The organism is Pseudomonas purpurea (assembly GCF_039908635.1).
Classification (GTDB): Bacteria; Pseudomonadota; Gammaproteobacteria; order Pseudomonadales; family Pseudomonadaceae; genus Aquipseudomonas; species Aquipseudomonas purpurea.
This window is the reverse complement of the sequence record NZ_CP150918.1, coordinates 1,547,898-1,561,884: the sequence shown is the minus strand read 5'-3', so window position 1 is coordinate 1,561,884 and position 13,987 is coordinate 1,547,898. Positions and strand designations below refer to the sequence as shown.

The 13,987-nt window shown below is 60.9% G+C and carries 12 protein-coding genes and 2 pseudogenes; 9 read left to right on the top strand and 5 right to left on the bottom strand.

The genetic code is table 11. The annotated features are described in order from the left end of the window. Positions 1-15: 15 nt before the first annotated feature. Together AABM54_RS07005 and AABM54_RS07000 are read right to left on the bottom strand one after the other, a co-directional pair. Positions 16-750, bottom strand: coding sequence for a hypothetical protein (locus AABM54_RS07005; protein WP_347904553.1), 735 nt, complete (start codon positions 748-750; stop codon positions 16-18). Between the two features lie 38 nt (positions 751-788). Then, entirely contained in the window at positions 789-1,700 is a 912-nt protein-coding gene (locus AABM54_RS07000) for a LysR family transcriptional regulator (RefSeq protein WP_347904552.1), read from the bottom strand. A gap of 77 nt (positions 1,701-1,777) precedes the next feature. Here AABM54_RS07000 and AABM54_RS06995 point away from each other — a divergent pair, with 77 nt between their 5' ends. The 3 genes and pseudogenes from AABM54_RS06995 to AABM54_RS06985 all read left to right on the top strand — a co-directional run bounded on the left by AABM54_RS06995 (position 1,778) and on the right by AABM54_RS06985 (position 4,232). Beyond that, entirely contained in the window at positions 1,778-2,278 is a 501-nt protein-coding gene (locus AABM54_RS06995; RefSeq protein ID WP_347904551.1) for a DMT family transporter, read from the top strand. A 290-nt stretch (positions 2,279-2,568) separates the two neighbouring features. Then, positions 2,569-3,048 (top strand): annotated as a pseudogene (locus AABM54_RS06990) (aminotransferase class I/II-fold pyridoxal phosphate-dependent enzyme); the annotation flags it as partial. A gap of 17 nt (positions 3,049-3,065) precedes the next feature. Then, complete coding sequence (locus AABM54_RS06985) at positions 3,066-4,232, top strand: MFS transporter (RefSeq protein ID WP_347904550.1); 1,167 nt, start codon at positions 3,066-3,068, stop codon at positions 4,230-4,232. Here AABM54_RS06985 and yiaY read toward each other — a convergent pair. Then, entirely contained in the window at positions 4,229-5,377 is a 1,149-nt protein-coding gene (yiaY, locus tag AABM54_RS06980) for an L-threonine dehydrogenase (RefSeq protein ID WP_347904549.1), read from the bottom strand. The genes AABM54_RS06985 and yiaY overlap by 4 nt on opposite strands. 155 nt (positions 5,378-5,532) lie before the next feature. Here yiaY and AABM54_RS06975 point away from each other — a divergent pair, with 155 nt between their 5' ends. Then, positions 5,533-6,552 (top strand): DUF4917 family protein, encoded by a 1,020-nt coding sequence (locus tag AABM54_RS06975; RefSeq protein WP_347904548.1) that lies wholly within the window; start codon positions 5,533-5,535, stop codon positions 6,550-6,552. A 174-nt stretch (positions 6,553-6,726) separates the two neighbouring features. On the opposite strand, the gene AABM54_RS06970 is transcribed toward AABM54_RS06975, so the two are convergent. Beyond that, complete coding sequence (locus AABM54_RS06970; RefSeq protein ID WP_347904547.1) at positions 6,727-7,269, bottom strand: XRE family transcriptional regulator; 543 nt, start codon at positions 7,267-7,269, stop codon at positions 6,727-6,729. Positions 7,270-7,428: 159 nt separating this feature from the next. Here AABM54_RS06970 and AABM54_RS06965 point away from each other — a divergent pair, with 159 nt between their 5' ends. Together AABM54_RS06965 and AABM54_RS06960 are read left to right on the top strand one after the other, a co-directional pair. Next, the gene (locus AABM54_RS06965; RefSeq protein ID WP_347904546.1) at positions 7,429-8,211 is read left to right on the top strand and encodes an aldolase; all 783 of its coding nucleotides are present in this window, start codon (positions 7,429-7,431) and stop codon (positions 8,209-8,211) included. Positions 8,212-8,241: 30 nt separating this feature from the next. After that, positions 8,242-9,129, top strand: a complete 888-nt coding sequence (locus AABM54_RS06960; RefSeq protein ID WP_347904545.1) for a dihydrodipicolinate synthase family protein — start codon at positions 8,242-8,244, stop codon at positions 9,127-9,129. A 147-nt stretch (positions 9,130-9,276) separates the two neighbouring features. On the opposite strand, the gene AABM54_RS06955 is transcribed toward AABM54_RS06960, so the two are convergent. Next, complete coding sequence (locus AABM54_RS06955; RefSeq protein ID WP_347904544.1) at positions 9,277-9,621, bottom strand: YegP family protein; 345 nt, start codon at positions 9,619-9,621, stop codon at positions 9,277-9,279. A gap of 170 nt (positions 9,622-9,791) precedes the next feature. Here AABM54_RS06955 and AABM54_RS06950 point away from each other — a divergent pair, with 170 nt between their 5' ends. The 3 genes and pseudogenes from AABM54_RS06950 (at position 9,792) to AABM54_RS06940 (ending at position 13,980) form a co-directional block, all read left to right on the top strand. Further along, on the top strand, positions 9,792-10,331 hold the full coding sequence (locus AABM54_RS06950; RefSeq protein WP_347904543.1) for an RNA polymerase sigma factor: 540 nt from the start codon (positions 9,792-9,794) through the stop codon (positions 10,329-10,331). Beyond that, on the top strand, positions 10,328-11,299 hold the full coding sequence (locus tag AABM54_RS06945) for a FecR domain-containing protein (protein ID WP_347904542.1): 972 nt from the start codon (positions 10,328-10,330) through the stop codon (positions 11,297-11,299). Before AABM54_RS06950 ends, AABM54_RS06945 begins: the two co-directional genes overlap by 4 nt. Positions 11,300-11,417: 118 nt before the next feature. After that, positions 11,418-13,980 (top strand): annotated as a pseudogene (locus AABM54_RS06940) (TonB-dependent hemoglobin/transferrin/lactoferrin family receptor). Positions 13,981-13,987: the final 7 nt, after the last annotated feature.

Here is a 13,987-nt window from a genome sequence, read left to right as displayed (position 1 = left end):
TCAGTGATGCCGGGGTTACAAACCTTTGAAGCCTGACGGCAGGACGTAACGCTTGCCGTCATAACGCAGGGTGGTCAGTTCGGGTTTCGCGGTGGTGGACTCGATCTGGCATTCATCGCCTTCGCCCGCGCCGTGAGTGCTCAGGGTGACGGTTCTGATAATCAGGTCGGCATAACCGTGGCGGCTGTCTTTGCCGATGCTCACCGTGCGAGTGATCTCATAACGGTCGCCGGCACAGGAACCGTCCCATTCACCGCCGTAGACGTACGTTTCGAGTTTTTCCATGACCGGGCGCAGACGCTTGCCCTCCCGGACAAACAAGCTCAGCGTGACCCCGTCGCCAGGGTTGAGGCGCGAGGAACCTTTGTACGACGCCCGCACGCCAAACGCCCGGACTTGCGGTGCGAGGGTGTAGCGCGCGGTATCGATTGAAACGTCGTCGAGGCGGATGGCGTCGGAGCTGAACGCGTCAGCCTGGCGAAAGGACGCGAGCACCTTCGCACTCGCCGAATCGACCACCGCCAGGTTCAAGTCATACATCCCTACGTAGCTGTCCGGGTATTTCGGATCGACCGTAAACCCCGAGCTCGCAGTGATCGTCTGCCCGTCAAACGCCGGCCAATCCTTGCACACCGAATACCCCGTCACGCCTTCCGGCAGCTGCGGTTTTTCACACTCGGCGCGCACACCGGTGGCCACCAGCAAAGCGCTCGTTGCCAGAAAACCGAGCCATCGGGTATTCAAGGTCATTCCCTGTTCCTTATGGGTTGAATATCAGTCAGAAGATTTCAGGCGCGCACTATCGCTTGCTCGATCTGCGCTTTCAACCAGTTCAAGGCAGGGTCACCGCCACGACGCTGATGCCAGGCCAGAACGAAGTCAAAGGAGGGGATGTGAAACGGCGGCGCCAGCACACTCAGTTGCTGCGCGTCGATACCGTGCAAGGCACGCGAGGCCACGGTGAGAATCAGGTCGGTGCCGCTGATGAACTGCGGGGCGACGCTCCAGTGCGGCAGGCTGACGGCAATGTGTCGACGCTCGCCAATGGCGGTCAGCGCCCGCTCGATTTCCGGCGTGCCGCTGCCGCGCATTTCCAGCAACACGTGGGGCCGGGCCAGGTAACCCGGCACATCGAGCACGCCCTCGACGGGCAAACTGTGGCGATCGACCAGGCAGGCAAAATGCTCTTCAAACAGCGGCGTGCTGCGCAAGTCGTGGGGCAGTTCGGGGAACACACCGGCCGCGAGGTCAATGTCGCCATTCACCAGGCCTTCCAGCATCCCTTCGCGGCTGGCGTGGCTGATTTGCAGGGCAATGCCCGGCGCGTCCCGGCGCAAGGTGCGAATCAGCCCCGGCAGGACGATGGCTGCGCCGTAGTCGGACATGGCCAGGCGAAACGTGCGTTGCGTAGAGGCCGGATCGAAGCGCTCGCTGGCGAACAAGGCCCGCACCTGCGCCAGGGCTTCGGCCAGCGGCGCAACCAGTTCCAGCGCTCGCGGGGTCGGCACCAGCCCTGCCCCGGCGCGCACCAGCAAGCGATCACCGAGCAGGTCGCGCAAGCGCCCCAGTGCGTGACTGACCGCCGGTTGGCTCAAGTGCAGACGCTCGGCGGCACGGGTTACGTGTTGCTCGCTGAGCAGTGCGTCGAGGATCACCAACAGGTTGAGATCGATACGCCGAAGATCATTCATCTGGTGCATGTTCTGGATGGCGAATGGGAATTTAAATCTGCGCGACGAATACCTTAGAGTCCAGCAAAACCTGTCGGAGAACGAACATGAATACAGTGCACTGGGCCGGTCTGTTGCTGCTGGCCGCCATCGCCGGGGCCGTGGTGCCCTTTCAAAGCGCCATCAACGCCAACCTCGGCCGGGGCCTCGGGCACCCGTTGTGGGCGACCCTCGCGTCTTTGCTGGTGAGCATCGTGGTGTTGCTGCCGGTGATCGTCATGCTGCGTTTGCCGTTGCCGTCGCTGGCGTTCATCAGCAAGGCACCGCTGTGGATGTGGGCCGGTGGCGCGTTCGGGGTGTGCTTCATATCCCTGGCGCTGATGTTGCTGCCCAGGCTCGGCGCGTCGGGGTTCATCGCCCTGGCACTGGCGGGGCAGGTCATGGCGTCGCTGGTGCTGGATCACTTTGGGTTGTTTGGGTTGGTGGAGCGGCAGATGACGCTGCCACGGGTGTTGGGCGCGGTGTTGTTGATTGGCGCGGTGGTGTTGATTCGGTTCAGTGATTCACCGGCTAAAGCGGTGATTGTGGCTTCTTTAAAAACGGGTTGAGGGTGCGCAGTTTCTGCGTCCCCCCAGAGCAGCAATGCCGCGGCAATCAGCGCCGCGACACCGATAACGCGTCATGCCCTTGGCCAGGCCCACAGCCTCACTAGCCATCGCCCTACACATAAATCTCTTGAAACACCCAACCCTGCCGGAATTGGCCAATTCAATATCCTCTCTGCGTTCTGTAAGGTCTGGAAACACAGATGGATCGCTACATCACTCAAGGAGAGACACGCTCACATGGACCAGGTAGCGCACACCAAAAACACCTTCACCAACTATCAAAACTGATCTCACTGGCCAAGTCGTTTGGTGCAAGTGGTGGACTGGTGATGCTCGGCAGTGAGCGGCAGAAGAAGCTTATTCAGCGTTATGGCGGTCCGAGCAACTGGTCGCAAAGCCTGAACAGTGCGGCCATCGGTGCAGGCCGGGCGTCGATCAAGTTACACCGCACACCGGAATTCGCCGCGTTGCAGGAAAAACTTCAGGTTAATATCCAGCTCTTTGACAGTCTGATTCGAACCGGACAGCACGGCAGCAACATGGCGATTCGACTGATCCGCTGCGGTGAAGCCGCGCTGGCCAACCGCATTGCGATTGAATTGGCCGATCTCGGTTTTTTCGCCTCGGCAGTCTTTTTTCCGGTGGTCGCTCAAGGTCAGGCCGCCATCAGAATTACGCTGCGTGCCGACATGGAGCCCAGGGTGATTCATAACTTTTGTGACCTCATCATCGAGCTGTTGCGCACCCACGGCCGGGACGTCGGCAACTGAAACCCAGGGATGATTCCATGAAGAGCAGCACCACCCTCCTCGTCACGTGCAGCACAGTTTTTCTCGCCCAATTGGGCATGAGCATTTATCTGCCGGCGCTGCCGGAAATTGCCCGGCATTTGTCCGCCGAGGCTTCGCAGGTTTCCTGGGGGTTGGCGGTGTACCTGATCGGCATGGCGCTGCCGATGTTGTTCTGGGGCAGCCTGGGTCAGCGACTTGGGCGTAAGCCGGTGTTGCTCGCGGCGCTCGGCATTTATGGCCTGGGCAACCTGGCCTTGCCCTTGGGCCAGACGCTGGAATCATTCCTGTTTTTTCGGCTGCTTCAGGGCATTGGGGCCAGCGGGATTTCGGTGATGGCCCGGGTGCTGATTCGCGACAGTTTTCGCGGTGACCTGCTGGCCAAGGCGTTGTCGTGGATTTCGATTTCCTTTGTGGTGGCGCTGGGGATTGGCCAGTACCTGGGGTCGATTATCCAGGTCGCGTTCGGCTGGCCCGCGATCTTCTATTTGTTGGGTGCCGTGAGCCTGGTAATGGTGGTGATTGTGGCGCGGGTCGCGTTCCCGGTGCTGACCGACGAGAGCAGCCCATCCTCCAGTTGGTCGAGCTACGGGCGCATCCTGCACCATCGCGCCTTTTTACTCCCGGCCCTCGCCGGTGGCCTCGGCTATGGGGTGATCGTCGCGTTCAACACCGCCGCACCGCTGATTCTGCAAGGGCCATTCAACTGGACGGCGGTTGAATACGGGCTGCTGGGTTGGCCAATCAGCGCGGCGTACTTTCTAGGGGCGTTGGGGGTTAATCGCTTCGTGCTGCGCACCGGTCAGCATTGGCTGATGACGCTGGGCGTGGCGCTGGTGTTGGCCGGCAGTGCGGTGATGTTGCTGGGGAGTGTGGCGGGGACATCGGTGGCGTTGCTGTTCTGGCTGCCCTACTGTTTTGCAGTGCTTGGCCAGTCGTTGAACTACCCCATCAGCCTGTCGCTGGCCAACAACGGTTCACCGGTCGGTGGCGCCTACGCCATGGCGCTGAGCGGTTTTATTCATCAATTGATGGCGGCCGTTATCGGCGGCATCGCCAGCCTGATCGCCAGTCAGCAAGCCTGGCCACTGTCGTTGCTGTGTACCTTGCTGGCCCTCGGCGCGATGCTCTGTGTGAGGCTCGCGCCGGCCCGCAGAACCGCTTAGAACGCGCTGCGGAAAATCTCCTCGATCTGGCGCTGATCCGCCGCCCGTGGATTGGTCAGGCCGCACGCGTCTTTCAAGGCGTTGGCGGCCAGCACCGGAATGTCTTGCAACTTGGCCCCCAGGTCACGCAGGCCGGCCGGAATCTCGACGTCCCTGGCCAGGCTGCGGATCGCCTCGATGGCGGCTTGAGCCCCTTCTTCCGGGCTGAAGCCCCGAATGTCGGCGTCCAGCGCTCGTGCCACGTCGGTCAGGCGATCGGCGCAGACGCTCGCATTGAAACTTTGTACGTGAGGCAGCAACACCGCGTTGCATACGCCGTGCGGCAAGTCGTAGAACCCGCCCAACTGGTGCGCCATCGCATGCACGAACCCCAGGGAGGCGTTGTTGAACGCCATGCCCGCGAGGAACTGCGCGTAGGCCATGTTTTCCCGCGCGATGATGTCATTGCCGTCATGCACCGCCAGGCGCAAGTTGCAGCTGATCAACTCGATGGCCTTGAGTGCGCAGGCGTCCGTGATCGGCGTGGCGGCGGTAGACACATAGGCTTCGATGGCATGGGTCAGCGCGTCCATGCCAGTGGCGGCGGTCAGGCCCGTGGGCATGGCAACCATCAGCGCCGGGTCATTGACCGACAACAGCGGCGTGACGTTGCGATCGACGATGGCCATTTTCACGTGGCGCGCTTCGTCGGTGATGATGCAGAACCGGGTCATCTCGCTGGCAGTGCCGGCGGTGGTGTTGATGGAGACCAGCGGCAGCTGCGGCTTGGTCGACTGATCGACACCTTCGTAGTCACGGATATGCCCGCCGTTGGTGGCGCACAGGGCAATGCCCTTGGCGCAGTCGTGGGGCGAGCCGCCGCCCAGCGACACCACGAAATCGCATTGGCTGTTGGCGAGCAGTTCCAGGCCGCTCTCGACGTTGGCGATGCTCGGGTTCGGCTTGGCGCCATCGAAGACCACCGAGTCGATGTCCTGCATCGCCAGTTTTTCAGCAATCAATGTCGCCACGCCAGCCTTGGCCAACCCTGCGTCTGTCACGATCAGCGCTTTGCGAAACCCATAGTTGCGAATAGCGATCATGGCTTCGTCGAGGCAACCGCTGCCCATGATGTTGACGGCGGGAATGAAAAAAGTGCTGGTCATGACGAATCCTCTTCGATGGGCCGAACCGACAACCCCGATTCAGCGGATATGCAAAGGATCGACCGATCAGTCACGACGCATGTTGATCTGGCTCAACACCCCGTCGTGATAAAGTCTGCGCCCTGCCCCACTTCTGCCGTGAGACGACGAACGCAATGACCGATTTCCAGGAATTTGATGCCCGACTTGAAGACTGGAACGCTCTGCGCGCAACCGTCCCGTTCAGCGCCTTGCTGGTGGGCAATGGTGCCAGCCGCGCCGTGTGGGACGATTTCGGTTACGACTCGCTGTTCGAGAATGCCCGCACAGTCGAAGAGAAACCTCTGAGCCAATCCGAGCTGAGCGTGTTTGACGCGATGCAGACCCGCAGTTTCGAGCAGGTGTTGAGCGCGCTGAAAACCACCAGCCGCGTCAACAAGGCCCTGGCCGTCAGCTCGGCCGCACCACGCAATCGCTACTACGCGATCAAGGAAGCGCTGATCAACACTGTGCATGCGGTGCATATTCCGTGGCGCCTGGTGCAGGCGTCGAGCCTGGCGGCGATCCATCAGGAATTACGCACCTACTCAACGGTGTTCACCACCAATTACGACCTGCTGAACTACTGGGCGATCCAGCACAACCCCGACGCCATCGACGACCTGTTTCAGGGCAGCGAGCCGCGCTTTGAACTGAGTGCCAGCGCCACCGATAAAACCCGGATGCTGTACCTGCACGGCGGCTTGCACCTGGTGCGTAACCAGGACGGTACGGCGCGTAAACTGATGTCGACCGAGGGCACATTGCTCGGCAGTTTTGCGATCAACAACACGATCAAGACCCTGGACGATGTGCCGTTGTTCGTCAGCGAAGGCCCTTGCGAAGACAAGCTGAAGACCATTCGCAGCTCGGACTATCTGTCGTTCTGCTACCAGCAACTGCTCGACCAGAACGATGCGCTGTGCCTCTTCGGCCACAGCCTGGGCAAGCAGGACCAGCACATCATCGATGCGCTGCGCCAGGCGAAACCCAAGACCGTGGCGATCTCGATTTACCCGCGCAGCGCAGCGTTCATCCAGAGCCAGAAGCGGCATTACGCGAAGGTGTTTGAAGGGACCGGGGTGGCGCTGAGGTTTTTTGATTCCAAAACCCATGCGCTGGGTAGCCCGACACTTTCTGTCCCGGTCGAACGCTGACACCTGTGGCGAGGGAGCTTGCTCCCGCTGGGGTGCAAAGCAGCCCTGAAATCAGCAACCCGGTTCCGGCAGACACACCGCGCATTCTGGTTTTACGGCCGCTACGCGACCGAGCGGGAGCAAGCTCCCTCGCCACAAAAGTCGTACTCTCAAGCCGGGAGTTGCACTGCCAGCTCATTCTTCGGCGCTGTGCACCACCACCAGCAATTGCGCCTGCACCTCGCCCACCGAACGAATGCGGTGCGGTTTCTGGGCATTGAAGTGCAGCGCGTCCCCGCGATTCAAAATCACCCGTTCGCTCATGAAGTCGACTTCAACCTGACCTTCGTGGACGAACAGAAACTCTTCGCCCAAATGCTCCTTGAAGGTCTTGTCGCTGAACTCCCGGGGCGGATAGATGATGAACGGCAACAGGCTACGCTCGCTGACCTGATGGGCCAGCACGGCGTAACCCGGCGTCTGGTCATTGGCCGCCAGCGACTGGCGCTCGTCACTGCGCACCAGGCTGTAGCTGTCGAGGCTGACGTTGTCCTCGGAGAACAATTCCTCGACCTTGACGTTCAACGCCTTGGCCAGTTTCAGCGCGGCCGCAATCGACGGGGTGTTCAACCCGCGTTCGACTTTCGACAGATAACTCTTGGTCATGCCGGATTTCTCGGCCAGGGCTTCCAGGGTCACACCCAGTTTTTTTCGCAGTAATTTCAAACGGATAGACATGTGCAGCGATTAATCCATCAAGGAGACAACAATTGGCCCTTGCCAATGACACAAAGTGTCATATAGCATCATTAGTGTCATTTGCTCTCGCCCCACGACCTACCAAGCAGCGGGAGAAGCAAACCAGACGTCCATTGATTGCTGCGAAGGACACCCGATATGGCCAAGACATTAGCACTACCCAAAGACCAACTCATCAAGCAGGCGCTTTCGCAGATGCAAAGCACGCTGGCGGATAATACGTGGACCGACCGGCAAAAGCTGGCGCTGACGTGCCGCATCCTGTTCGAGAACGGCCACGACTCCGGCCTGGCCGGGCAAATCACGGCCCGCGGGCCGCAACCTGGCACCTACTACACCCAGCAACTGGGCCTGGGTTTCGATGAAATCACCGCGAGTAACCTGCTGCTGGTCAACGAAGACCTCGAAGTGCTGGAAGGTCACGGCATGCCGAACCCGGCCAACCGTTTCCATAGCTGGGTATACCGCGCCCGCCCGGACGTGAACTGCATTATCCACACCCACCCGACCCACGTGGCGGCGCTGTCGATGCTGGAAGTGCCGCTGGAAATCTCCCACATGGACCTCTGCCCGCTCTACGAAGATTGCGCGTTCCTGGAAGCCTGGCCGGGTGTGCCGGTCGGTAATGAAGAAGGCGAAATCATCGCCGGGGCCCTGGGCGACAAGCGTGCGATTCTGCTTTCCCACCACGGTCAGTTGTCGAGCGGGCGGACCATCGAGGAAGCCTGCGTCATCGCGCAATTGATCGAGCGTGCCGCCAAGTTGCAGTTGCTGGCCATGTCGGCCGGTGAGGTCAAACCGATTCTGCCGGCGTTGGGCCGCGAAGCCCATGACTGGATTTCCAAGCCCAAGCGCCACGGCGCCGCGTTCAACTACTACGCTCGGCAGAACCTGCGTCAACACGCCGATTGCCTGAACTGAACCCACTCATTTGCTCAATGGAGAGACAGCATGTCTAACCCATCTATTCACGGCATCATCGGCTACACCATCACCCCGTTCAGTGCCAACGGCGAGGCGCTGGACCTCGACGCACTGGGCCGCTCCATCGACCGCCTGATCGACAGCGGCGTACACGCCATCGCCCCGCTGGGCAGCACTGGCGAAGGGGCCTATTTGAGCGATGCAGAGTGGGACGCGGTCAGCGAGTTCAGCATCCAGCACGTGGCCAAGCGCGTGCCGACCATCGTCAGCGTGTCCGACCTGACCACCGCCAAAGCCGTGCGTCGCGCACGTTTCGCCGAAGCTCACGGCGCAGACGTGGTGATGGTACTGCCAGCGTCCTACTGGAAGCTCAGCGAAGCGGAAATCCTGGCTCACTACCGCGCCATCGGCGAAAGCGTCGGTGTGCCGATCATGCTCTACAACAACCCGGCCACCAGCGGCACCGACATGTCGGTGGAGCTGATCCTGCGGATTTTCAACGCCGTGGAAAACGTGACCATGGTCAAGGAAAGCACCGGCGACATCCAGCGCATGCACAAGCTGCAACTGCTGGGCGACGCTCAGGTGCCGTTCTACAACGGTTGCAACCCGTTGGCCCTGGAAGCCTTCGCGGCCGGCGCCAAAGGTTGGTGCACCGCCGCGCCGAACCTGATTCCGCAGCTCAACGGCGACCTGTATCAAGCCGTGCTGGCCAACGATCTGGGCAAGGCGCGGGAGCTGTTCTACCGCCAATTGCCGCTGCTGGACTTCATCCTCAAGGGCGGTTTGCCGGCGACCATCAAGGCCGGCCTGCGCATGACCGGGCTGGAAGCGGGTGACCCACGCCTGCCCGTGTTCCCACTGGGTGAAGCCGGGTGCAATCAACTGCAAGCGTTGCTGAAAACCTTGCGCTGATCTTTGCACCCGTGGGAGCGAGCCTGCTCCGGGCGGCGTTCCGACGATGTCGGCCCATCAGTCAGTCAACATCAATGTTGAATGTTATGGCCTCATCGCGAGCACGCTCGCTCCCACAGGGATTGGCATCGGGTTTGGAGGGTGTCTTCACAGCACCGGCAAGGTCTTGTCCTTGATCACCGTGGTCGGGCCGTTGGTCTTGACGCTGGCGATGCCTTTGTCCCGTGCCGCCTCGGAAGAATACGACTCGCTGCTGCCGATGATTTGATGATTGGCCGCCTTGAGGTTGAAGTACGGATGACCATCCTTGGTGGTCTTCTTGTCGTAGCGTTCATCCAGCGGGCTGTTGGTCTGAACGGACGCGATGCCGCCGTCGGCGGCCGCGCGTGTGGTGTACAGCTCGCTGGTGAGAATGGTTTCGGCGTTGGCCGCTTTCAGGACAAAGCGGAACTGGCCATTGCTGCTCTTACTCAACTCATACCATCCGGACATGCGTCTACTCCTGTCGATTGATCGGGCGTGAAGGATGCCCAGTGAGTAAAGACCGTCTGCGGTGTTTATCCACTTCCTCGATAAAGTGTTTATTTGCCAGGAGACAAATAGCAATAATTCTCGATATCATTCGCGACTTTTCTGCGCCCGCTTCGTCAAGAAGGATATCCATGTCTCTCCTCAAGCCCGACCCACTGTCGGCGGACTCGTTTCGCGGGTTCTATGCAGACATTCTGCATTACCTGCGCAAGCGCACGGACAACGCCAGTGATGCGGCAGACATGACCCAGGACGTCTTCACCCAATGGCTCGATTACCGCGACCGGGCCAAGGTCGAACAGCCGCGCGCCTTTTTGTTCCAGATGGCGCGCAACGTGTTGCGTGATCACTGGCGCCGGCAAAAAGTCCGCCATGGGGTTCACGACGAGCAAGCCCAAAGCGACGCGGAACCTGCCTGTGACGGAAAAAACGACCCCATGGCCGCCGCTCAACACCTGCAACGCCTCGAACAGTTGAAAGAAGTCCTTGCCGAACTCTCGCCCCGACGCCGCGAAGCCCTTATGCTGCACCGCTTCGAAGGCTTGAGCCAGGCGCAGATTGCTGCGCGCATGGGGATTTCCATCAGCATGGTGGAAAAACACATTGCCTTTGCCCTGTTGCATTGCAAGCAGCGCCTACAACGAGAAAACGGCATGGAGCAGCCAGAATGACCCGCCATCCCGGCATCGAGCGCGACAACGACATCGACAGCAGCAGCGTCGATGCCCAGGCCGCCAGCTGGTTCGCCCGCAACCGCAACGACCACCACCGCGATACCCGTAAAGCGTTCGGTCGCTGGATGACCGAGCCTGCGCACGCCAAGGCCTATGCCGAGTTCGAACAGTTGTGGGCCGACCTCGCCGAGTTGCAGCAACTCGACAAACCGGTGCCGCTGCCTGTGCGAAAAAAACCGTCCTGGCGCCCGACCCTGGCGATTGCCGCAGCACTGGTGTGCGCCGTGTTGACGCTCAACCTCGGTACGCCCCATGCCGCTTATGAACAGCAGGTCGCGGCGCAGGCCAAAGGCTCGCGCACCTTCAGCCTGCCCGACGGCACCACCTTGTACGTCAACGCCAACACCCGGCTGCGCATCGACTTCAACAACCATCAACGCAACATTTACCTCGAACTGGGCCAGGTCTACCTGGAGGTCGCCCCGGACAAGGAACGCCCGCTGTGGGTGCACGCCGGTGAAGCCAATGTGCGAGTGGTCGGCACCGGGTTCGATGTGCGTCGGGGTCAAAAGCAACTGGTGGTCAGCGTCGCTCACGGTCAGGTCGCGTTCACTCCAGACAACAAAACCGCGACGTCGACCTTGCTCGGCGCGCAGCAACAGGCCAGTTACGACTACCTCAAGGGCACGCTGCAACAGCAAACCCTGGGCGAAGGCGCAGTGGCGGACTGGCGCAGCGGCCACCTGGCGTTTCGCAACCGTGAACTGGCCAGCCTGGTCGACGAATTGAACCTCTACCGCGCCAAACCGGTGCTGCTGGCCGACGGTCCGCTGGGGCGTTTCAAGGTCTCGGGCAATCTCGATGTGAACGACCCGGACGCGCTGATCAAAGCGTTGCCAGCACTGATCCCGGTAAAAACCGTGACGCTGGCCGACGGGCAACTGCGGATCGAAGCCCGCCGCTAAACACCCACATGCGAATATTTTTCATTTGCATGTGAGGTTTTTTTTCTCTGCCGCGTCTTCCTCCCGTCTGCGTTGTTCACGTACGCCTTTTTGGCCTTTGGCCGCCCTGGGGGATTTAATGTTTCGCGCGTCTCATCATTTCCAGCACCTCTGCATCCGACCGACCCTGATCGCCACCTGCCTGGCGTTCAGCCTCAACGCCCATGCCGAATCGATCAGCCTGCACCTGCCCGCCCAACCGCTGGCCAGCTCGCTGAGCCAGATCGCCCAGCAGGCGAAGATCCAGTTGCTGTTCGATGAAGAATTGCTGCGCAACATCAAGGCCCCGGCCATCGACGGCAACTTCAGCCCTGAAACGGCGATCCGCCAGTTGCTGGACAAGAGCAATTTCAGCCTGATCAAAATCGACCAGACCTACGTCGTACGCCCACAGGAAGACAGCACCACCAGCAGCGGCGGCGCCCTGCAACTCGACGCCCAAAGCGTGATCGGCACCGGCACCGAAGTCGATTCCAGCACCGTCGGCCGCTCGACGCTGAGCCAGGGCCGACATCGACCGTCACCAGCCGAACAACATCCCCAGCCTGCTGGCGACCCTGCCCGGCGTGTCCATGGGCGGCTCGATGAAACCCGGTGGCCAGACCATCAACATCTGGGGCCTGGGCGACGCGGAAGACGTGCCGCTGACCGTCGACGGCGCGACCAAAAGCGGTTTCGAGCGCTATCAGCAAGGCACGATCTTCATCGAGCCGGAGCTGATCAAAAGCATCGAAGTCGAAAAAGGCCCGCACTCGGCCTCCAGCGGTAACGGCGGTTTCGGCGGCACCGTGCACATGGAAACCAAAGACGCGCCGGACATGCTCAAGGACGGTCGCAACACCGGGGCGATGGTCAAATATGGCTACTCCAGCAACGACCATCAGCAGGTCTACAGCTCGGCGTTGTACGGGCGCACCGACGATGGCCGCGCCGATGCATTGGTGTACCTGACCAAGCGCGATGGCGACGACATGAAACTGGCTGCGAAAATCGACGACCCGGACCATGAATACCCGGTCAATCCGCAGCGCCTGCCCAACAGTGCCCAGGACCTGGACGGCCAACTGTTCAAGCTCAACTTTCACCTCAACGATGAGCACAGCGTCGGTGTCTCTTACTCGCGCTCGCAAAGCGAACGCTGGACGCCGTTTTCGTCCGCCAGCTTCCCGACACCACCCAATCAGTACGCCATCGACCGTTATGGCTACAAAAACGCGCTGAAGCGTTTCCTCGCCAACCGTCAGACGACCGACACCACCTGGTCGAGCAAATACCTGTACCAGCCGCTGGACAACCCGTTGGTGGACTTCAAGATCAGCTACTCGGAGTCCAACACCGATCAGACCGACGAGCGCGGCGAAACGGCGTTTTACCAGACCGCCACCGGCGGCCGCAAAATGGACACGGCCTACAAGGACCGTATCCTCGAACTGCGCAACATCAGCCTGTTTGCCACCGGCCCGCTGGAGCACGCGGTAACCACCGGCGTGCAGATCCGCAAGCACCAGCGTGAAACCGAAATGTGGATGCCGGGCAAGACCTACGACACCCCCAAGTACAACTACGGCCACTTCCAGCCAAGCTTCATGCCGCAGGGCAAGGTCGACGCCAACGCCTTCTATATTCAGGACGCCATCACCCTGGGTGACTTCACCCTGACCCCGTCCCTGCGCTACGACCACGTACGCAACCGTGGCGAGGCCAACGAGGCGCCGTATTACAACAACCCCAAACCGAGCTTCGGTCACGACTACAGCGACCAGACCTACGCCGGTTGGTCGCCGCGTCTGTCAGCGTTCTGGAAAGTGACACCGAATGTCGCGCTGTTCGCCGACTACAGCAAAACCTGGCGTGCGCCGGTCATCGACGAGCAGTACGAAGTCCAGGGCCTGGGCAGCCGCACCGCCACCAGCACCGACCTGGACCCCGAGCGCATCACCGCGTTGCGGGCCGGTAACATCACCAGTTTCGCCAACGTCTTCACCGACCGTGACAGTGTGCAGATCCGCACCACGCTGTTCCGTAACAAGATCGACGACGAAATCTTCAAGGCCACCGGCGTTGGCTGCCAGAACCAGGCCATCAAGGGCGGCACCATCGCCTCGGACTGCAAGGGCATGGGGCCGATGGGCAACTACCGCAACATCGGTTCGCTGACCATCAAGGGCTTCGAGGTCGAGAGCTTCTACGACTCGACCTACCTGTTCGGCTCGCTGTCCTACTCGTGGATCAGCGGCAAGCACGAAGGTGCCTACACCAATCCATGGGGGCCGGACGTCTGGGCGCGGGACATTCCGCCCGCGAAATGGATTGCCGTACTGGGCGTGAAAATCCCGACGTGGGATGCCCAGGTCGGCTGGCAGGGCGAGTTCGTACGCAAGACCGATCGCCTGCCGAGCGACCACTATGGCTCGGGTAAAAACACCGTCGGCGACGTGTTCTACGACCAGTACCCCAACGACAGCTACAACACCCAGGGCCTGTTCGCCAACTGGAAGCCGCAGCAGCCGTACCTCAAGGGCACCGAGGTCAACCTGACGGTCGATAACCTGTTCAACAGTGAATTCCGCCCGGCCCTCAGCGGCGACCGCGCCTACACTCAGGGCCGAAATGCCAAGGTCAGCGTGACACGGTTCTTCTGATCCGGTC